Source organism: Neobacillus sp. PS3-12 (assembly GCF_030915385.1).
In the GTDB taxonomy this organism is placed as follows: Bacteria; Bacillota; Bacilli; order Bacillales; family Cytobacillaceae; genus JAEVLT01.
The window spans coordinates 153,255-173,739 of record NZ_CP133268.1; the positions used below are offsets into that span (position 1 = coordinate 153,255).

Annotated in this window: 20 protein-coding genes, 2 pseudogenes and 1 riboswitch; of the genes and pseudogenes, 4 read left to right on the forward strand and 18 right to left on the reverse strand. The window is 36.9% G+C overall.

What is annotated here, in order from left to right:
• Window positions 1–218 precede the first annotated feature (218 nt).
• Both RCG17_RS00855 and RCG17_RS00860 read left to right on the forward strand, forming a co-directional pair.
• Entirely contained in the window at window positions 219–368 is a 150-nt protein-coding gene (locus RCG17_RS00855; RefSeq protein ID WP_308173422.1) for a hypothetical protein, read from the forward strand.
• Window positions 369–476: 108 nt separating this feature from the next.
• On the forward strand, window positions 477–656 hold the full coding sequence (locus RCG17_RS00860) for a hypothetical protein (RefSeq protein WP_308173423.1): 180 nt from the start codon (window positions 477–479) through the stop codon (window positions 654–656).
• Between the two features lie 104 nt (window positions 657–760).
• On the opposite strand, the gene RCG17_RS00865 is transcribed toward RCG17_RS00860, so the two are convergent.
• From RCG17_RS00865 to bioW, 8 genes and pseudogenes are all read right to left on the reverse strand, one after another.
• A complete protein-coding gene (locus RCG17_RS00865) occupies window positions 761–1,300 on the reverse strand; it encodes an anthranilate synthase component II (protein ID WP_308173424.1) in 540 nt (179 codons plus the stop codon).
• A gap of 453 nt (window positions 1,301–1,753) precedes the next feature.
• A complete protein-coding gene (locus tag RCG17_RS00870; protein WP_308175738.1) occupies window positions 1,754–2,905 on the reverse strand; it encodes an SLC13 family permease in 1,152 nt (383 codons plus the stop codon).
• A 262-nt stretch (window positions 2,906–3,167) separates the two neighbouring features.
• Window positions 3,168–4,376: a cytochrome P450 gene (locus RCG17_RS00875; RefSeq protein ID WP_308173425.1), complete on the reverse strand. Its 1,209-nt coding sequence runs from the start codon at window positions 4,374–4,376 to the stop codon at window positions 3,168–3,170.
• A 74-nt stretch (window positions 4,377–4,450) separates the two neighbouring features.
• Window positions 4,451–5,458, reverse strand: coding sequence for a biotin synthase BioB (bioB, locus tag RCG17_RS00880; protein WP_308173426.1), 1,008 nt, complete (start codon window positions 5,456–5,458; stop codon window positions 4,451–4,453).
• Window positions 5,455–6,156 carry a dethiobiotin synthase gene (gene bioD / locus RCG17_RS00885; RefSeq protein ID WP_308173427.1) on the reverse strand — a complete coding sequence of 234 codons (702 nt, stop codon included), beginning with the start codon at window positions 6,154–6,156 and terminating at the stop codon, window positions 5,455–5,457. The genes bioB and bioD overlap by 4 nt, the downstream gene beginning before the upstream one ends.
• Complete coding sequence (bioF, locus tag RCG17_RS00890) at window positions 6,153–7,325, reverse strand: 8-amino-7-oxononanoate synthase (protein ID WP_308173428.1); 1,173 nt, start codon at window positions 7,323–7,325, stop codon at window positions 6,153–6,155. Before bioF ends, bioD begins: the two co-directional genes overlap by 4 nt.
• A pseudogene (bioA, locus tag RCG17_RS00895) lies at window positions 7,315–8,672 on the reverse strand (adenosylmethionine--8-amino-7-oxononanoate transaminase). Before bioA ends, bioF begins: the two are co-directional and overlap by 11 nt.
• The gene (gene bioW, locus RCG17_RS00900) at window positions 8,653–9,459 is read right to left on the reverse strand and encodes a 6-carboxyhexanoate--CoA ligase (protein ID WP_374120884.1); all 807 of its coding nucleotides are present in this window, start codon (window positions 9,457–9,459) and stop codon (window positions 8,653–8,655) included. The pseudogene bioA and the gene bioW overlap by 20 nt, the downstream one beginning before the upstream one ends.
• Before the next feature lie 35 nt (window positions 9,460–9,494).
• Here bioW and RCG17_RS00905 point away from each other — a divergent pair, with 35 nt between their 5' ends.
• Window positions 9,495–9,620, forward strand: coding sequence for a hypothetical protein (locus tag RCG17_RS00905; protein WP_308173430.1), 126 nt, complete (start codon window positions 9,495–9,497; stop codon window positions 9,618–9,620).
• A 606-nt stretch (window positions 9,621–10,226) separates the two neighbouring features.
• Here the strand turns inward: RCG17_RS00905 and nrdG are convergent.
• The 10 genes from nrdG to RCG17_RS00950 all read right to left on the reverse strand — a co-directional run bounded on the left by nrdG (window position 10,227) and on the right by RCG17_RS00950 (window position 19,720).
• Window positions 10,227–10,724 (reverse strand): anaerobic ribonucleoside-triphosphate reductase activating protein, encoded by a 498-nt coding sequence (gene nrdG, locus RCG17_RS00910; protein WP_308173431.1) that lies wholly within the window; start codon window positions 10,722–10,724, stop codon window positions 10,227–10,229.
• A 30-nt stretch (window positions 10,725–10,754) separates the two neighbouring features.
• Window positions 10,755–12,296 carry an anaerobic ribonucleoside-triphosphate reductase gene (nrdD, locus tag RCG17_RS00915; protein ID WP_374120885.1) on the reverse strand — a complete coding sequence of 514 codons (1,542 nt, stop codon included), beginning with the start codon at window positions 12,294–12,296 and terminating at the stop codon, window positions 10,755–10,757.
• Complete coding sequence (gene nrdD, locus RCG17_RS28190) at window positions 12,275–12,988, reverse strand: anaerobic ribonucleoside-triphosphate reductase (RefSeq protein ID WP_374120933.1); 714 nt, start codon at window positions 12,986–12,988, stop codon at window positions 12,275–12,277. The genes nrdD (RCG17_RS00915) and nrdD (RCG17_RS28190) overlap by 22 nt, the downstream gene beginning before the upstream one ends.
• A 73-nt stretch (window positions 12,989–13,061) precedes the next feature.
• Window positions 13,062–13,499 (reverse strand): dUTP diphosphatase, encoded by a 438-nt coding sequence (dut, locus tag RCG17_RS00920; RefSeq protein WP_308173432.1) that lies wholly within the window; start codon window positions 13,497–13,499, stop codon window positions 13,062–13,064.
• A gap of 11 nt (window positions 13,500–13,510) precedes the next feature.
• The gene (gene nrdF / locus RCG17_RS00925) at window positions 13,511–14,479 is read right to left on the reverse strand and encodes a class 1b ribonucleoside-diphosphate reductase subunit beta (protein WP_308173433.1); all 969 of its coding nucleotides are present in this window, start codon (window positions 14,477–14,479) and stop codon (window positions 13,511–13,513) included.
• Complete coding sequence (gene nrdE / locus RCG17_RS00930) at window positions 14,467–16,560, reverse strand: class 1b ribonucleoside-diphosphate reductase subunit alpha (protein ID WP_308173434.1); 2,094 nt, start codon at window positions 16,558–16,560, stop codon at window positions 14,467–14,469. Before nrdE ends, nrdF begins: the two co-directional genes overlap by 13 nt.
• On the reverse strand, window positions 16,557–16,916 hold the full coding sequence (gene nrdI, locus RCG17_RS00935) for a class Ib ribonucleoside-diphosphate reductase assembly flavoprotein NrdI (RefSeq protein WP_308173435.1): 360 nt from the start codon (window positions 16,914–16,916) through the stop codon (window positions 16,557–16,559). The genes nrdE and nrdI overlap by 4 nt, the downstream gene beginning before the upstream one ends.
• The gene (locus tag RCG17_RS00940; RefSeq protein ID WP_308173436.1) at window positions 16,913–17,137 is read right to left on the reverse strand and encodes a glutaredoxin family protein; all 225 of its coding nucleotides are present in this window, start codon (window positions 17,135–17,137) and stop codon (window positions 16,913–16,915) included. The genes nrdI and RCG17_RS00940 overlap by 4 nt, the downstream gene beginning before the upstream one ends.
• Before the next feature lie 118 nt (window positions 17,138–17,255).
• Window positions 17,256–17,435: riboswitch (cobalamin riboswitch) on the reverse strand.
• Between the two features lie 138 nt (window positions 17,436–17,573).
• Window positions 17,574–19,046: an amidophosphoribosyltransferase gene (gene purF, locus RCG17_RS00945; RefSeq protein WP_374120934.1), complete on the reverse strand. Its 1,473-nt coding sequence runs from the start codon at window positions 19,044–19,046 to the stop codon at window positions 17,574–17,576.
• 122 nt (window positions 19,047–19,168) lie between these two features.
• A complete protein-coding gene (locus RCG17_RS00950; RefSeq protein ID WP_308173438.1) occupies window positions 19,169–19,720 on the reverse strand; it encodes a cob(I)yrinic acid a,c-diamide adenosyltransferase in 552 nt (183 codons plus the stop codon).
• Between the two features lie 389 nt (window positions 19,721–20,109).
• On the opposite strand from RCG17_RS00950, the pseudogene RCG17_RS00955 reads away from it, so the two are divergent.
• Window positions 20,110–20,328, forward strand: a pseudogene (locus tag RCG17_RS00955) (aldo/keto reductase); the annotation flags it as partial.
• Between the last annotated feature and the right edge of the window lie 157 nt (window positions 20,329–20,485).

The following is a 20,485-nucleotide window of genomic DNA, read 5'->3' on the forward strand; positions in this document are numbered from 1 at the left end:
TGTGGTGCACATGACCGTTTAGATAGAATATTCACAATCTCCTTACCCATAAAATGGTTTAAACAAGGAAATAACTTCTAATATCTAAAATATAGATATTAAATCATCATATCTATCAATAAATCGAATAGGTTTTAGAATTTTATTTTTCTATAATAGTAATATTGCTGTTTAGAAACATCGATAATACAATGCGCAACGGTAATGAAATTTTAGCAATGTGGAAAAAAAGCGAGATTGATCCTAATAAACAGCTTACCTTCTATTGTGGAACTGGATGGAGAGCATCAGAAGTACTGTTCTACGCTGATGTAATGGGCTTAAAACATATTGCAGAGTACGAGGTGGATGGAATGAATGGAGTATGAATCCTGCAAATCCAGTTGAAACAGGCGCACCAAAAAAATAGCAAATAAAGTGAAAAAGACAATCCGTTTGGCATTGTCTTTTTCTTCTTGTATAGGAGAATGAAACCGATGAAAAACATGAAGAATCTTCTTATTTTTATACTAACCTTGATTGTTCAATTTTCCAATATTATTTTGGCAATGGTTCTTGAAGATTTTTCAACGAAACAGATGGGTGTTGCCAGATATGGCAATTCCATATTCTTTTGCCGATTTAATACATTTGTTTTAATAAGAGTAGTGAATTAATTTAGGAACATTTCTATTAAGTTGGTTGGAGTGTGTCTCTATGAAAATTAATAATTTGGTGGAGGATTTTGTTTTGTTAATTGCATTTTTATTTTCCTTTACCATCATTTAATAAAAAAGTTCTGTAACATCTTTAATCCATTTTTTGTCAAAATAGCCTCAGGATGGAACTGAACTCCTTCTACTTTAAACTGCTTATGTCGTATTGCCATAATTTCTCTATTTTCACTTCTTGCACTAATTTCAAGGCATTTAGGAAATGTAGATTCATCTACGACTAATGAATGATATCTTGCCACCTGTAATGGTGACGAAATGGACTGAAAGATACATTTTTGATCATGTGTAATTAACGAAACTTTTCCATGCATCGGTTTCATTGCTTTTTTAATTATACCGCCAAATGCTTGGGCAATAATCTGTTGCCCCAGGCAGACACCTAATATAGGGATTTCTTTATAAAAGTTTTTTACGATATCCAAGCAAATACCTGCATGGTCTGGATTATAGTCCGGTTTCATCTCTTTAATCCTACCAAGTGACACCTGATCGTTGCGAATAACAACAACATCTTTGCCAATTTTTTTAATATATTGAACTAAATTAAATGTAAAAGAGTCATAGTTGTCAATTACTAATATCATAATATTAAATACGTGCTCCACTTCAGTTAAAATATTGGATATTTATTTCTCTAATTTATTAAAGTGTTCCTTATAATGATATCAAAAAAACTATTTTTAGGTTCTAACATACAAATCATTAAAGCCGACACTTGATAGATAGGATTCATGCAGCAGTATAAACTTTCCAAACTTGCCTAAGTCAAGTATTGAGTCAGAAATTGCGTGTTTAAATTTTATAATACATCCCATTTTACACAAACAATGATTCACCTTAATAACGTAATCTAGAAAGGACGCCTCTTTATTCAAGAAAGGCGCCTGATTATTTATTATTGAAAAATGCGAAAGAGTTGCAAAATTGGTTTCTTAGTTATTTCAGTTCATTCTCTAAATTTCGTTATTTTTATATAATGTCTCTTCAATCTTAGTTATTGTCAACCTTGTTGGATATCTTTTAGAAACCGTTCATTATTAAAAGAAATTTTGATTTTTCATCGTAAAATAATATACAAGAGTTAAAAGAGCTAAAATTGAAAAGTTATAAAAGCTAAACCTTATAAGGTACATTTTACTTTTTTGTGGATCTCTCTTAATAAAAAGTTTAAATGAAATCACACTTGCGAGAGAAGCAACAATCGTACCAAGTCCACCTAAATTCACACCTACTAATAAAGGCTGCCAATTCACAGAGAATTTTGATAAAAAGATCGCAGCTGGTACATTGCTTATAAGTTGGCTTAAAATTATGGAACTGAAAAAGATTGATGTGGGACTTTTGAGATTTTCGCTGGCAAATGTGTGTACTACCTTTAATTCCGATATGTTTCCTATAAATATAAAAAAACATATAAAAGTAATAAGCAATAAATAATCAATTTTCTTCAATAATTTTATATCAAGTATACATGAGGTTCCCAATGCGATGATGAACGCAAGTTTGTAGCTTAAAACCCCTAGTATAGATGCAGATATGATGCCAAATAGTATTCCCCATACTGTTGCCTTTTTTTTATTTTTTATAGGAATATACGGAAGTTCCATTTCCAATGTTTTACTATTCAATCTTTGATTAAAAAAGAATAACAGAACTATTCCAAGAACCACTAATAGAAGAATTGTTGTAAAAAATTGTATAGGCCTTATTCCGTAGTTAGTAAATATGAAAAGATTTTGAGGATTTCCCATTGGAGTTAGGCTGCTTCCGATGTTAGCCGCAATTGTCTCTAGTATAATAGTATCTAACATAGAAGTTTGTATAATCTTACTAATTATAAGTGTTAATGGTACAAATGTTATTAATGCCACATCATTCGTTACAAGCATGGAACTAAAAAAGCATAATAAAATTAGGATTGCTGAAACACTTTTACTATTATGACATTTACTCAGTATAGCAATGGCGAACTTATCCAATAGTTTAAGATCTTCCAGAGCCTTAACTACGAGCATAAGATTAAATAAACTGACTAATACTTTAAAATTTATATATTCTAGTTTTGGTGCATGGAATAAACAGCTTACGATTGCTAACAAGAGTGATATGGTAAATACAATATCTTTTTTTAAAATTCCAAATTTCAATTTCACTTTTTTTTCGTTTTCCACATAAATATATTCTTTCACCAATCCCCCTCCAGTTCTATCTATTCTACTACATACCCCTGTTTCTTGCATTTGAAACCTCAATGCAGTTAAAAAATACCACCATTTCCATAAAATTATAAAAAAAATGGCGTTTTTTCGTTATGGGGGTAATGACTTGTCTTGGCTTGATGGGCATGGGGGGACTTAGCGGCAGGCGCTCTATATTTCCACCTTTTTAACCAGGATCATTCCATTTCGAACCTTTTCCATCACTTCAACAACAATAAATATATGCCCTAACTCAGTCAAAAGTAATTTGCAGTTCTCTTAACGATCTAAAACCAATAAGATTTCGCCATTGTAAGTCAGGAGTAACTAATTGAAGGTTGTGCGTCCGTTGCAGGAGTGTTTGAATCGCAATCCTAGCTTCTAAACGTGCCAATGGGGCACCTAAACAAAAATGAGAACCATATCCAAATGCAAGATGAGGATTAGGATTTCTCATTATATTAAGAAGATGGGGGTCAACGAACTTTTTCGGATCTCGATTAGCAGCTCCCAAAAGAATATATACTTGTTCGCCTTTTTTAATCGTCATTTGGTTCATTTCAATATCTTCCGATGCAAGACGGGCAATCATCTGTGTTGGGCTCTCATAGCGCAAAAACTCCTCGACGGCGTTTTCAATATGTAATGGATTTTCTTTTAGCATCAATAATTGCACAAAATTGTTCAATAAGGCAAGGATCGAATTGCTGATAAGATTTACGGTTGTCTCATGTCCAGCAATTACAAGTAAAATACATGTTGCTAGTAATTCCTCTTCCGTTAATTTGTCCCCTTGTTGTTCTTCTTTCATTAACATACTGATAAGGTCATCTTGAGGATGACATTTCCGTTTTTTAAACAGCCCTTTAAAATAAGCTTGTAATTTCACAATCGTAACATTACCATTAACTAACTCCTGTCTTGATCGAGTAAAATCAATGGATTGGATTAAGCTTGCAGTCCATTCTCCAAATTGGTATCTCTCTTCTCGAGGTACTCCTAAAATGTTAGCGATAATAAGGCTTGCTAAAGGAAATGCAAAATCTGAAACAATGTCCATTCTTTTCTTATTCTGAACCCGATCAAGTAAATCATTAACCGTTTCTTGGATGTAAGAACGATGATATTCCACCATTTTTGGGGTAAAAACATTACTTACTAACAGTCGTAATCGCTTATGGTCAGGTTGATTCTTAAAAAGCAACATATCATTCTGAATATTTTTAAGATGTTCATATTTTTTTGATGTCTGAGGAAGAGGAATGCGATTTTTAAATCTCGTATCTCTAAGAATTGCTACCGCCTCATCATATCCTGTCACGTACCATCCTGGATATTTTAATAGATTCCCCCAATAGATCGGATGAATGGAACGCAGATTATCGTAAAATGGATAAGGATTTTTAAAAAACTCAGGAGAAGTAAATGTCAATGGTATGGTTTGATTTAAATGGGTTGTCATGTCATGCCCCCTAAAATACGATCACGAGAGTTTTACAGAGATATATAACTCACATCTCTGTAAAACTCTTATATTTATTTTTCCACTGCTAAGCTAGCTTTCATTTCTTCTACTGACTCTACCTCAAATCCTAGGTCACGCAGCATTTTATAATCTTCAATTTCCTCTTGACCACCTGTTGTTAAGTAATCTCCAATGAAGATGGAATTGGCTGCATATAGCCCTAATGGCTGTAAGGAACGAAGGTTGACTTCCCGTCCGCCTGAAATTCGAATTTCCTTTGTTGGATTGATAAAACGAAATAGTGCCAACACTTTTAAACAATAAAGTGGATTTAATTCTTTTGTACCTTCTAGTAGAGTACCATCAATCGCATGTAGGAAATTAACTGGAATAGAATCTGCATCAAGAGCTTTTAAACTGTTAGCCATATCCACTACATCCTGCTTTGTTTCTCTCATGCCGACAATGACACCTGAACATGGAGACAATCCGGATTCTTTTACTGTTTCCACCGTATTGACGCGATCATCATAGGTATGTGATGTAGTAATATTCTCATGGTTGCTTGCAGATGTATTGATATTATGGTTGTAACGGTTTACCCCAGCTTCTTTTAGTCGCTTCGCTTGTTCTGGCTTTAACAGACCAAGACAGGCACAAATTTTTAATCCGTATGATTCCTTTATTTCTTTTACTGCTTCCACTACGTGATCGATATCTTTATTAGATGGCCCTCTACCACTTGCAACAATACAGTACGTCCCTACATTTAAATCATGTGCACGCTTTGCTCCTTCAAGGATCGTATCCTTATCTACCATTCTGTATGAATTAATCGGTGCTGTCGAAATAGAAGATTGAGAGCAATAGCCGCAATTTTCCGGACAGTGTCCAGATTTGGCATTCATGATCATATTAAGCTTTACTTTTTTTCCAAAATAGTGCTTTCTTATTTGAAAAGCCGCATGCATAAGTAATAGTACGTCATCATCTGGACATTCTAATATCGAAAGGGCCTCCTCATTTGTCACTTTCTTCCCATCTAACACTTGATCTGCAAGTTCCATCCATTTATTCAATTTCCTACCTCCAATTGATTGATTAGTAATGTCACATCGATATGATCTTTTACCATTTGTTGAATGCTTTCTTTTGTTATTTCTTTAAGCTTCGGTGTGATGCCTAATATAGGGACCCCACATAACTCTTCAATTAGTTTCGGGTTTGTTTTTTCCGCAAGATTAGGATTTTCACTTAAGCCGTTAATCACGATCCCAGCAATTGTAAGACCCTTACTTTTTGCATATTGAACCGTTAGAAAAATATGATTGACTGTACCAAGATTAGGTCGGGCTACAAGTACGATTGGCAGCTGTAACGCCTGAATTAAGTCACTAACCAAGAAATTTTCACCCAGTGGCACTGAAATACCTCCTGCACCTTCAACGATGAAAAAATCGTGTTTTTCTCTAATCTTTTCCCAGTGGTGTAAAACCTCTTCAATCCCGACGATCTTCCCTTCTCGCTTCCCTGCCACATACGGTGCAAGTGGTTCTTTAAATTCAAAAGGGGTAATCTCTTCAATGGATAAATCTGTTTGTGACATTTGTTTCAGTAAGCTTGTATCGCTTGCTGGATCTTCACGCGAAATACCGCTTAGCATTGGCTTAAACACACCAACATCTATCTTCATTTCCTTTAATACGGCTGCCAATCCGCTTGATATAATGGTTTTTCCAATATCTGTATCTGTTCCCGTCACAAAAAAACCGTTCATTGTATCATGTTCAACTCTTTTCCGATAAAGTGAAAGCACTCCAATAAGTATTCTATTTCTTTCAAACTATGGTCGGAGGTGACGGTTAGCCGGATACGACTTTCTCCTATTGGTACAGTTGGCGGACGGATCGCAGGTGCGTATATTCCATTTTCCAGCAACTTTTCCGCAAAAATGACAGCCTTTTGGGGATCTCCGATAATCACAGGAATAATCGGGGTAATATCTCCCTTCACGGAATAACCCATTTCTGTTAAACTAATTTTTATTTTTTTTACATTGGAAAGCAACCGTTGTCGGTTCTCATTACTATTTTCAATAATTTCCAAGGCCGCATACGAAGAAGCACAGATTGAAGGCGGCATAGCTGTTTGAAAAATAAATGTTCTCGCATGGTTTAACAGAAAATCAATTAACACCTTTGAACCAGCAACAAAACCACCTTCCGTACCGATAGCTTTGCTTAAGGTTCCAATTACCACATCAGGATGAATACCAAAAAGTTCACTTGTGCCCCTGCCATTTTCCCCTAAGACACCTGTTGCGTGTGCATCATCAACAATAACGTAGGCTTGATATTGTTTAGCAAGTGAGATCATTTGATCAAGAGGAGCAATTGTACCATCCATACTAAAGACTCCATCTGTTACAATAAAACGTCGCTGATAGGATTGTGTTTCTATTAATTTTGCTTCAAGATCATCCATATCGATATGGTTATAAATGACGGTGTCAGCTTTTGATAATCGGCATCCATCGATTATACTTGCATGATTTAATTGATCGCTTAGAATGACATCCCATTTTTCAGGTAAGGATGATAGCACGCCGACATTTGCTAAAAAACCGCTGGAAAACAGGAGGGCTGCCTCTGTTTGCTTAAAATCGGCGATTTTTTCTTCAAGCTTTTGATGCCAATTTGTATGACCTGTCGTTAACCTCAATCCACTGCTTCCTACCCCAAATTCGTGCAGGATCGTTTCTGCTGCATAAACCAAGCGTCGATCATTCGCCAGTCCTAAATAATTATTGGAGGAAAAGACGATCTGTCTCTTTCCATCAATCAACATCTCAGGAAGAGGAGCCGTATTCATGGTTCGAAACTTCCGATACAAACCTGCCTCTTTTGTCTTATCTAATCGCTGGCTTAACCATCCATCAAGCTCCAAAACTTGTCACCCCATTTGTTACCTTAATGATGGCTTCTTTCATGATCATGACCATCGCTTTAAGTTCTTCCTGCGTACTAACAAGAGGAGGAAAAAAAACAATGACATCACCTAATGGCCTCGTTAACATACCAAGCTCTCTCATTTTTAACGTAACCTGATAACCTACTCGTTTATGAGCAGCAAAGGGCTCCTTTGTTTCCTTAGAGTGAACAAGTTCGATTCCACACATAAAGCCCAGCTGCCTGATATCTCCAACGTGCGGAAGCGATTGCAGTTCTTGAAGGAGTATATGGAGATACTCAGCTTTTATGGCTACCTGTTCGACAATATTTTCAGATTCAAACAAACGTAAATTTTCAATGGCAACTGCACACCCAAGCTGATTTCCCGTATAAGAATGACCATGGAACAATGTTTTTAACTTTTCATAGTCATCATAGAATGCCATGTAGATTTCCTCTGTTGTCAATGTTGCAGCTATTGGCAAATAGCCTCCTGTAATCCCTTTCCCAACTGCCATTATGTCTGGTTGGACACCTTCGTGTTCACAGGCAAACATTTTCCCCGTACGGCCAAATCCCGCAGCCACTTCATCCACAATCATTAAGACATCATATTTTGTACAAAGCTTGCGTACACCTGCTAAAAATCCTTCCGGCATCACAATCATACCACCGGCCCCTGGACCATTGATTCAATCGTAAGGGCAGCAATTTCTTGATTTCTTTCAATCAGGAGCTGTTCCAGTATATCTAAACATTCATCACGGCACTGTACAGGATCGCCACTCTTAGAGTGATAGACATTAGGAATGGGTGCTTTAAAGCTCTCAAACATTAATGGACCGTACACTTGATGATAAAGGTCGATGGAGCCAACACTAACGGCGCCAATCGTATCGCCATGATAGCCATTTTGCATCGCGATAAACTTTTGCTTCTCCCGTCTGCCAATATTCATCCAATATTGAAATGCCATCTTAAGAGCAATTTCCATCGCTTCTGCGCCACTATCTGAATAAAAGACGCGCGTGAGCTTTTCAGGAGTGATTTCAATTAATTTTTCAGCAAGCTCTGTTGCTGGAACATTTGTCATCCCTAACAAGGTAGAGTGGGCTATTTTATTAAGCTGTTTCTTAATCGCAGCATCCAGTTCTTGTTTTCGATGGCCATGTACATTGAGCCAAAGAGCAGAAAATCCGTCATAATATTCCTTACCCTCAATGTCTTTTACTTTTATGCCGTTTCCACTTTCAATAATGAAAGGATTTTCATCATAATCTTTCATTTGCGTAAAAGGCAGCCAAAGATACTTTTTACTTTTTTCAATTAGATCTTGTGTCATTTTCTTCCTCCCATTCAACGAATACAGGCTGTTTTTCTAAGTAGTGTATGTATGTATGAAGATCTGTTAAGCCATTCACAAAGAAAATTCGACAGCCTCGTTCATCACCGTATTCTTTTAGTTTTGTAATACGTTGATAGCCTAACTTTTTACTTGCAACATAGCCTGTTATGTATTCAGGATCATCTGACCAACATAATTCTGCGACAGTCGCTGGATGTTCATTCACCTTAGTTGCAAGTACAAGTGCCTCCTTCACTCTGGAATTCTTAGGCATCATATAGCAGTTAGCCCATTTTTCAAAATTCGTGTCCAACCAGTCCATTCTAGAAACACGCACGCCCTTTTCTTTCCGATCATCAATTCGTTCATTTGACTGAATATCAATCAACATAGCACCTCTAATACCTGAATATTCAGTCATAAATTGATAAGCTTTTTCAATGCTCGCTCTCTGGATCCCCTCTTTCTCCAAAAGCCTTCTGGCGAATGATTGCCCTTCTTCTATTGAGTCCACTTCATTTGTTACAATTTGTAATGGCTTCATTCGTTTAATAGGTTCATCAATCAATTCAAACTGAATCTGCATAAAATCTGGATTTCCTCGTGAATGATTTAAGCCTTTTTCTAGCAGGGCATTTACTGCATATTTCAGATTTCCATAGTTTGAAAGTACTTCTCCACCCGATATATGCTTTCCACCATGTTCATGGGCTCCATTCTTAGCAGCCCGCATTCTGACACTATAATAGTTACCATCTAACAACTTTCTTTCCTCCCTTTTCATTTGTTTAAATCGTCCTTGTTATTGGAATTACGGTTATGATACTCATTTTCTTTGAACTGCTGCAAACATTGGCACTCTACCAACAATGGTTTCTAGTGGATTCGCCATATAGTGAATCTGCGATCAGTGGGGATTTTGTTCATCACACACTGATCCGTTAGTTGCATCTAACAGGATGTGACGCTCTTAGCCTGTGTTCATCTAATCGAGCTTTTATGGGCAGTTTACGGCCACCTAGAATTCTCCGTTGTCTCAACTTCTTGAGTGGGGGTCTTACTGCCGTTAATGTGGGATAAATAAAAAAAATGAAATAATAGACTCATATTATCCATTTATTAACAGAGGTTTCCGTTTTTCAACCATTCGCTATATATGTTAACTGAATTCATATATCGGTTAACATATTAAATGTTAAAACGTTTCATTTATTCTGTCAATATTTTTAATTTTTATTTGGTTAATATCGAAATGAAAAAACAAAGGAAAATTCAAAAAGAAAATGGAAATTCCCTCTATAAACTAATTTAACAGGTAGTTCCTGCTGGTCACTTGTCCCGACACCCCATTGCTAGTTGTCTGTTCCGCCTTCTTTCAGAACAACTTATACAGAAATATGATGCTGTGCAAGCATGTGTTACGAAATACAAAAAGGCGCTCTCCACTTATTTTTGGATTACACCCTGTACAAAATTAGTGAATTGATAAACAATCAAAAAGAAAGAGCGTGTTTTGACAAAGAAGACTGATCAAAACACGCTGTTTTCCATTTAAGCAATATATATGACAACTTCTTGTTTCTTCAATGAAGCCGGTACATTAATAATACGTTGATTGCAACTTCCACGAAACAGTTTTTTCGGTCCCTTCTTTTCTATTAAAAACTTTCCATCTACTAATATATCTATTTCTTGTAGAAATGCTTGTAAATAAGAATTCTTTTCAGACCAACGTAAAAGTTCTTCAAATGTAAAACCTGTATAAGACCAAATATTTAATCCTTTTGCTTTTATGCGTTTAACTAACGAAAATAGCTCTTTGCAATAAAGAAATGGTTCTCCACCAGAAAGTGTTAATCCATCTAAAAAAGGATTCTCTATGATTTGAGTATAAATATCGTCTTCGACATACAGTTCTCCATAGTCTTTATCCCAGGATTCTGGATTATGGCATCCCGGGCAGTGATGAGGACATCCTGATACGAAAAGAACAGCTCTCCATCCTTCTCCATTGGAAATCGAATCCGAATAAAACCCAGCTATGTTCATATTTGTTCACCTTGCCTTATATCATTTGTTTCAAGAATGAACTACCCGGTCTCGTAATTCTGCCTTTTTCCCTTCATTCCATTTGGCTGTTGTACCTACTAAGTAGCCGGTAATTCGTTGAATTACATCAACATTATTACTTTGACACGATTCACACTCTATTGTTTCTGCTTTACTCGTTTCATGTCCACAATCTAAGCAACGACAAACCGTATGATTTAGGCTGAAATAACCAATTTGTAATTGATGCGCCATAAGCACTATCTTGCTAATAGCTCGCCAGTTTTCAGATGCCTTTCCATCTAATTCAATATACGAAATATGTCCACCCAATGTAAGTGCATGATATGGAGCTTCAATTTGCATTTTCTTGATTGCAGAAATATGATGCCATACTGGCACATGATTCGAGTTTGTATAATATTCTCGCGTATTTACTCCTTCAACTTCACCAAAACGTTCTCGGTCAAGTTTAGGTAGCTTTTTGCACAAGGATTCAGCTGGTGTAGCAAGTAAGCTATAGTTAAGTTGATAATGTTCTTTTAATTCTGCACATTTATTTCGCATAAAGGTGATGATTTCTAATCCTTTTGTTTGTGCTTCATCTGATTCTCCATGATGTTTTCCCATTAATGCGAGTAAACATTCTGCTAATCCAATAAAGCCGACAGCTAAAGTAGATTGATTCATCACTTTTTCAATAGGATCTTCTGGTTTTAATTCATTACCCCCCCGCCATAAGTATTTCATGACCGTTGGAAATTGTTTCGCTAAAGCTTGTTTCTGGAAATCATAGCGTATTTTTAATTGTTCTCCGACTTCGTCTACTAAATACTCAAGTTTTCTATAAAAACAAGTCCATTTCTCTTCTACGGAATGCCCTTCTTTTTCTACTTCTTCCATCGTCTCTAATGCAGCACGCACTAAGTTAATAGTAGTAAAAGATGCATTTCCTCGACCGATAGATGTTTTTTCTCCATGATTATTTTCGAAGACACGAGTACGACAACCCATTGTAGCCGTTTCAAACAGATAACGTGTTGGATCTTCGGCTGTCCATTTTTCATGATGATTAAATGGTGCATCTAAGTTAATAAAGTTTGGAAAGAAACGTTTAGCCGTTACGCGGCAAGCTACTTGAAATAAATCATAATTAGGATCACCTTCTTTTAAGTTCACACCGTCTTTTACTTTAAAAATTTGAATGGGAAAAATAGCAGTTTGCCCATTGCCAACTCCTCGTTCTGTTGAAAGTAGTAATTGCTCCATGACACAGCGCCCTTCTGGGGATGTATCCGTTCCATAATTAATGGAAGAGAAAACGACTTGATTCCCCCCGCGTGAATGAATGCTGTTCATGTTATGAACAAATCCTTCCATTGCTTGATATACGGAGTTTATTGTACGATTTAAAGCATATTGAATCACTCTCTCGTCTCCGGTTAATCCATCCAAATCTTTTTCTTTATAAACAGAAATAGGGACAGCTATTAATTTGTCAAAATCACTTCCCGCAAATTCACAAGCTTTCTTCAATTCTTTTTCATAGGTCACTTTAACAAATGGAGCCATATAGAAATCAAAAGCCTAATTGCTTGTCCTCCGTGCATTTCATTTTGAGCATTCTCAAGTGAAATACAGGCCATTACTGCAGCCCCATGAATACTATTCGGCCGACGCAATGCGGCATGATTAACCTCCATTCCATTTTCTAGCATTTTATCAAGCGGATGTTGTACGCAAGTTAAGCTTCGAGTTGGATAATAATCAAGGTCATGGATATGGATCGCTCCTGTTCGGTGCAAGAAACGATGCTCGGGTTTAAGTAACTCTGCTGCTGTATAAGATTTTGTCGTTTCGCTCGCGAATTTCATCATCATACCAGAAGGTGTCTCAGCACTCATATTGGCATTTTCTTTTGTAATATCATTTGATTCAGCCCTAATAATAGATGCAATGGTTTCAAATGATTTTCCATTTCTAGCTTTCGTTCTTTCTTCACGATATAAAATATAAGCTTTTGCTACATCTGTTCTCTCACTCTTCATAAGCTCGATTTCTATTAAGTCTTGAATTTCTTCTACTGAAATTCGAAATTGTTGAACTTGTTCCTTCACACCTTCTAATACCTTTTGAGCTAATTTAGGTGTAATTCCTTGTTCTGTTGCTTGTTCAGCTTTTTCAATGGCCTGAATTATTTTTTCAGAACAAAATGGGACAACACATTTATCTCGTTTTATTACTTCTTGTATTTTATTCTCCACTGCCAAAGTAATCACATTCTTTCATAAAATTGCCTTTAAGGGCTGCTGTTTAGCATTGTCCAAAACATATCTCTTATTTTTTACCACTTGAGCCAAATCCTGATGCTCCTCGTTCAGATTCAGATAACTCATTTACCTCTTTAAGCTGAACCAACGGTACATGCTGAATCACCATTTGAGCTATACGCATAGACTTTTCTACTACAAATGTTTCTTTTCCGTGATTAATGATAATCACGCCAATTTCTCCTCGATATCCTTCATCTATGGTCCCGGGACTATTCAGTACCATCACACTATGTTTTAAAGCTAGACCACTTCTAGGTCGTATCTGCGCTTCCGTTCCTTTTGGCAGTTCCATTTGTAACCCTGTTTGAATTAATCTTGCTTCTCCTGATGGGATCTCAACAGTTGCAATGGAATAAAGATCCATTCCGGCATCTCCTGGATTTGCTTGTAAAGGAAGCAACGCATCAGCATGAATTCTTTTGATTTTTACTTCTAAGTTCATATTGTTTCTCCTTATCTATTAAAATGAAAGGTTTCGTCTGTAATAGGAGCTACTTTTGCTTTTGCATAAGTAGAACCCTTTTGTGAAAAGAAATCATACGTAGAGCCTTCGTTACGAATCCCATTCATCACAATTGGATTGACTTCTTCCTCGGGAAACATGGATTCGAAGCCGACATTCATTAACGCTTTATTAGCGTTATAGCGTACATACGCTTTAACCTCTGGTGATAAGCCTGTTTCAGCATATACATCATCGGTATATTGCATTTCATTTTGGTACAGATCGAGTAAAAGTTCATAGCCCCATACTTTCAACTCATCCTGCTTTTCCTTTGTAAATTGCTTGAATAAATTTTGAGCAAAAAACCCTACTGCCACACCGTGGATTGATTCATCGCGTAAGATTAATGAAATGACCTCGGCACTATTACGCAGGAAACCTTGTCCACCTAAAAATAGGGGGTAGAAAAAGCCTGAGTAAAATAAGAAGGATTCAAGCATGACGGATGAAAACATCGCTTTCCATAAGCTTTCTGAATTTCCTACTTCTATATTGTTATAAATATCGCCAATTTTATTTGCTTTGTATTGCAGATACTCGTTTTTCTTCACCCATTCAAAAAGCTCGTCGATTTCTGTGTTGGTACAAAGGGTTGTAAATATATAGGAGTAAGATTTCGCATGAATAGCTTCAAATGCTGCAAAAACAGTGAAAACAGCCTTTTCCTGTAAATCCGTTGCATAGGCAGCAATATGATTCATGCCAATATTTGTTTGAACCGTATCAAGTAACGTCAATCCAGCAAATACTTTTTTATATGTATCCTGATGTTCAAAGCTTTGCCACTGTTTAACGTCTTTACTAACGGCGATTTCTTCTGGAAACCAAATTTGCTTCCATTGCTGATCCCAAAATACTTTTGCAAGTTCACTCGTTGGCTTATTCCAGTTGACCGCCTCGTACGTTAAATTTGACATGCCACACACTCCTCTAATGTTTGTAATCGTTGGCGTACATAGTAAATAGACTTAATCCCCTTCATCCAAGCATAAATATAAATTTTCGCTAGTTGCTCGGTTGTCCAATTGTCAGTGACATAAAGCGTCATCGAAATTCCTTGATCTACATGTTTTTGAGCAGCAGCATATAAATCGATCAAATCATATGGATTGACATCGTATGCCTCTACGTATAAATGTGCATTATCGTTTGTTAAATGAGGCATTGGATAAATCGTGCGACTATCGGCATAATCACGTATTTCAACTCGCTCTGTACAAGGAGCAATGGAAGCTGTGCAGCTACGAATATATGAAATACTGCCCGTTGGCGCAACAGCTATACGGTATGAATGAAATAAGCCGTATTGCATGATATCCTCTTTTAATGTCTGCCACATCTTTTGCGTGATGAGTGGAATATTTCCCAGTGCTTTTATCACAACGGGTGATAGTTCTTGTTCCTCTTTATTCACATATTGATCAAAATAAATGCCTGATGCGTAATCACTGACCTCAAATCGATAGAATGACTCGCCGCTTTCTTTAGCCATTTCCATTGATGTTTTCAGTGAATAATAGTTCATCGCTTCCATAAAGCAATCGATAAAATCAATAGATTCCTTTGAACCGTATAAGATTCCCTGCGTCACAAGATGTCCATGTAAATTCATTACTCCAAGCCCGACAGAATGCATTAATTTATTTGCTTTGGCAACAGACGGCACATTTTTGATGTCAGTCATTTTTGAAACGTTGGTTAACAAACGCATGGCCGTATTTATTAACTTTGCAAAATCTTTCACCTTACCTGCTGCATGGATATCAATAGATCCTAAATTACAGGATACATCTAAGCCATATTCATTTGGTTCATCTTTGTCAGTAATTAAACTTATTTGCTGTACTTGTAATATTTCCGTACACAGATTAGACATTTTCACACGACCAATATTTTTGAGTGGATGGACTTCGTTGACATTGTCATCAAAGATTTCAAATGGATAGCCCGATTCAAATTGTGCCTTTTTTACTTCTGTATATAGCTTCCTTGCATTTAGTCGTTTTATTTTACGGATATTAGGATTATCTAAAAGCTCGTAATACATCTCTGTAATCGAAATCTCAGACATACGTTCGCCGTATTCTTTAAAAATATCGTATGGACTAAACAACACAACATCTTTATCTCTTTTCATTAGTTCAAAGAAAATATTTGGAATAATGATCCCTGTTGATAGTGTTGCCAGGCGAATTTTATCATCGGCATTTGGTTTTTTCGAAGAAATAAAGTTTTCTATATCTGCATGAAAAATATTTAAATAGGCAACACCAGATCCGTTTCGTTGTCCAAGCTGATTAGAATAGCTAAATGAGTTTTCTAGAAGTTTAGCCACTGGTATGACACCACTAGCACGGTTTAAAATCCCTTTAATCGGATCACCTAATGGACGCAAATCAGTTAAGTTCACCCCTACACCGCCGCCAAGACGTGATAATTCCAAACAATAACCAATATTTTCGGCAATACTATTCATTGAGTCATCCATTGATAATTTAAAACAGCTAACTAACTCGCCACGGGCCTTCTTTCCGCTATTTAAAGCAGTTGGTGTGGCAGGTTGATAAGCCTCCATCATGACTTCCACTGCTCGTTCTGCCAGTTCAGTATTCCCTTGTGCTAAATACAAGGCAATGATCACAATACGATCTTCATATTTTTCTAAAATTTCTTCCCCGTCACGGCTTTTCATGGCATAGCTATCGTAAAACTTGCTAGCGCTCATAAAAGACGGAAAACGGAAGTGATAATCATAAGCTTTTGTATACATTCTTTTAATAAATTCCATGTCGTACATGTCAATAAACTCTTTTTCATAGTAGCCCTCATCTACTAGATAACGAATTTTTTCTTCAATATCAATAGAGTAACGCAGACGTACATTGACATATTCTAAAAAGTAACGGCGTGTTGCTTCACGGTCTTTTTCCAATTCTAATTGTCCTGTCGTGCTAAAACGATTAAGGACATCATTATTTAACTTTAAATACGTTTTCATCCCTTCACCCTCGTCTCATAAAACTCTTGAACGGCTTCATAATCGGCTTGATATCCTCGTAAATCTAGTTTGCGCACGAGTGGTATATGATACATCGTTGCAATTTTATCACCGGCACCGCCAAATATCGTATGACCAAAGTTGCTATTACCACTAGCAACTACACCTTTACAAAGTTTTGCGTTTTGGTCTAAAAAACGGACAACTTTTGCTGGAATATCACCTAACCCATCTGTATAGGTAATCAATAGAAAAGGCTTATTTAACATTAATTCTTCAGAAATCTCAATTGGCTCGGCCTTTAATTTAGTTGCTATAAATCGTACATTGCCAGTTCGACTCGCATAAGCAATCATTTTGCAATCAGCTCAATTTGGGAAATAACTTCCTTTACATCACCTATAAACTTTCCTTCAAATTCAAGAACTGGAACACTTAAAAAGCCTGCTTCGATAATTGTTTGCTTTGCTTGTTCATCTTGATCAATGTTAATGATGTCTGCTTCAAGCCCGACCCGTTGTAATTCGGATTTCACCCAGAGGCATTTTGGACAGATTGTTTTCGTATAAAGTTTCATATAATCCCTCTTTTCGTCATAGAAAAAGGCTACCTCTTCGAAAAGAGATAGCCTAAAATGGAAACGTTCAGAGATTGAAAAATGTCGACGTCTCCATTCCTCAATCCCCGAAGAAATGATTATTCTGTTTTATATAGGCAGGTCTCCTGGCTTTGCTTCATTCTCCGATTCCCTTCCCATGCGAATGCATAGTGGCTTTGAATCATTGTCAGCATTACAGTTGCGGGGACAGCGTCGGTATTTCACCGAACTTCCCTTTTAAACTACATCTAGTAGTACCTATACAAAACTAATACCATATATTGTTTTTAATCGTATTAAGTTTACCATCCTTCTAATAAAAAGTAAATCTATAAATTAATAAATTCTCTGCGATTTTAAATACAAATGCCTTTTAATCAACATTTTAGTAGAGGTATTTCCTTTATAACATATCTTATTTGAAAGATAATGATTTAATATTCTCTGCTGATAGTTTAGTCGGATATTTCTGATCAAAGCAGCAGGCACAGACGCCGGAGGAGGCTGAGTTTTCTTGCATGAGGCCAATCGCCTCTATCATTCCGTTCTCACTTAAATAATGAAGCGAGTCTGCTTGGATTATTTGCTTAATTTCCTCCACTGAATATGTTGCGGCAATTAGTTTATTACGATCCGGTGTATCAATACCGTAAAAGCATGGATAAATGTACGGTGGCGAGGCAATAAGTACATGAACCTCTTTCGCACCAGCTTGACGCAGCAGGTTTACGATTCTTCTGGAAGTCGTCCCCCGTACAATTGAATCATCGATCATGACTACACGTTTACCCTCCACCACCTTACGGACGGCGCTCAATTTCATTTTCACGCCATTTTCGCGCATTTCTTGGCTTGGTTGAATAAAAGTACGCCCGATATAACGGTTTTTAATCAGCCCCATCTCATTAGGGATTCCCGTTGCTTCTGCATAACCCATCGCTGCCGAAAGACTGGAATCAGGAACGCCTGTCACGATATCAGCTTCAACGAAAGATTCAAGTGCGAGTTGCCTTCCCATTCTTTTCCGTGCCAAATGTACATTAATCCCATTTAGATTGCTGTCAGGGCGGGAAAAATAGACAAATTCCATGACACAAAGTGCCTTTTGTTCCATTGCAGTAAATCGCTCTACATGTAAACCGTTTGAATCAATAATGAGCAGCTCGCCTGGTAAAATATCACGGACGTAGGTGGCTCCAACTGTATCTAAGGCACAGGTTTCAGAAGCAAATACATAAGCATCTCCATATCTGCCCATTACTAACGGTCGTAATCCATTCCGATCCAGTGCTACGTATAACCTATCATTCACCATAATCAGGAAAGTAAATCCACCAATGACCTGTTGCAGCGCCTCTTTAATGGCTAACGTAATATCAGTTTGTTTTGAGTGTGCGATCAGATGGATAATTACTTCCGTATCACTTGTTGTCTGGAAGATTGAACCTGTTGCCTCCAATGTCTTACGAAGCTCCACCGCATTAACCAAATTACCATTCATACAAACAGCAATGTTGCCTCCATGGTATTTGGATACAAGCGGCTGTGCGTTCTCCAAGGTGCTACCACCTGCAGTGGAATATCTGACGTGGCCAATACTTGTGCTTCCTTTTAGTTCAGAAAGTTTTTCCTGATTGAAAACTTCTTTTACCAGCCCCATCCCACGGTGATTGAGAAACTGGTCGTCATAAAGAGTACAAATCCCCGCACTTTCTTCCCCACGATGCTGCAGGGCGTGAAGTCCATAATAGGTCAATGATGAAGCATCTGGATGTCCATAAACTCCGAAAACCCCGCATTCTTCCTTCAACTTAAGGGTATATTCATCGGCCCCTTCATTGTAATAATTCCCCCATCCCGACTTTAATTTCCTGAATTCATCCAATATATAAACACGTCCTTTCAAGAGGATGCAACCTTTCGACATAACAAACGTTTTTACAAAGGTTTTCGTATGCTTACAATGTTTATGAGTGCTATCATCATATTTTTATAAATGAAGATTATCCATCAATTTTCGTGCAGTACGGGTTCATTTACATTTAACTTGTAGTTTACGAAGCGGGCGGACACAAATAGAAAATCAGATAAACGATTTAAATATTGGAGTACTAGTGGGTTTACTTTGTCTTTTACCGAAACAGCATATCTTTCCGCCCTTCTTGCCATCGTTCGGGCAACATGTAAGGCGGTAGCAGCTGGATGTCCTCCCGGTAGAATAAATTGCTTTAATCGTTTTAATTGTGCATCCCACTCATCAATTTGTTTTTCTAGTTCTTTGATATCTGATTCAGAAACTTTCCATTTAATTTCTTTACCAGCAGGTGTTGCTATTTCTGCTCCGACGTGAAACATTAAAGTTTGTACTCTATGAAATGCTTCTAAAAATATTTCTTTTCCTTGGAACTCTTCATTTAATAAAAAGCTAAGAGCAAGTCCTATCATCGAATTGGCCTCATCACAAGTGCCATATGCTTTTACACATAAGTCGTCTTTCGGCACCCTTTGTCCATATACCAATGATGTTAATCCTGTATCACCTGTCCTAGTATATATTTTCATTTTTAAAACATCCTTTTTTAGTTTATAAAACACGATTAATACTTCTAGGCAATAGGTCATTTTTAGCTTTATTTGAGCCTTAAATGGAATACCCTTGAGGCAATTCTCAAGGGTAACGAGTAAAACTGTGGAAGATTACTTCCATTAAGGAGATATAAGTCAGTATTTATCGTAACTTATGACTCTTATAAAAACATTGATGCCTGTCAATTTCCTTTTCAATTTAAGAAACAAGGACGTTGAAAAGGTGTGCGTTTGGTAAGGTAAAATGCTGTAAGAAACCTACATAATTTGGATAGTTATTTTACCAATTCACAAACTGGACAGTGCGGTAAAAAGTATAGTAATTTTATTTTGTATAACGAAATAATTAGGGAGGGCTACATAATATGCAATATCGCCGTTTAGGAAATACCGGGTTAAAAGTCAGTGAAATTAGTTTAGGAAGCTAGCTTACATATGGTGGTTATGTGGAAGAGCAAAATGCCACTGCATCAATTGATAAGGCTTACGACCTTGGCATTAACTTTTTCGATACAGCCAATGTGTATATGCGCGGGGAAGCTGAAATTGTGGTAGGTAAAGCGCTTAAAAAATATCAGCGGGATTGGTCTTCTGTCCATCATTGTACTCATGAATGACATTTCCCTTATTTCCTAGCCTGGTTTTGTCCTTCATCGTACTCATGAAGGACATTTCCATTACTTCCTAGCATGGTTTTGTCTTTCATCTGTGTCCGCTTTAAAGAAGACTAAATTAAATTTT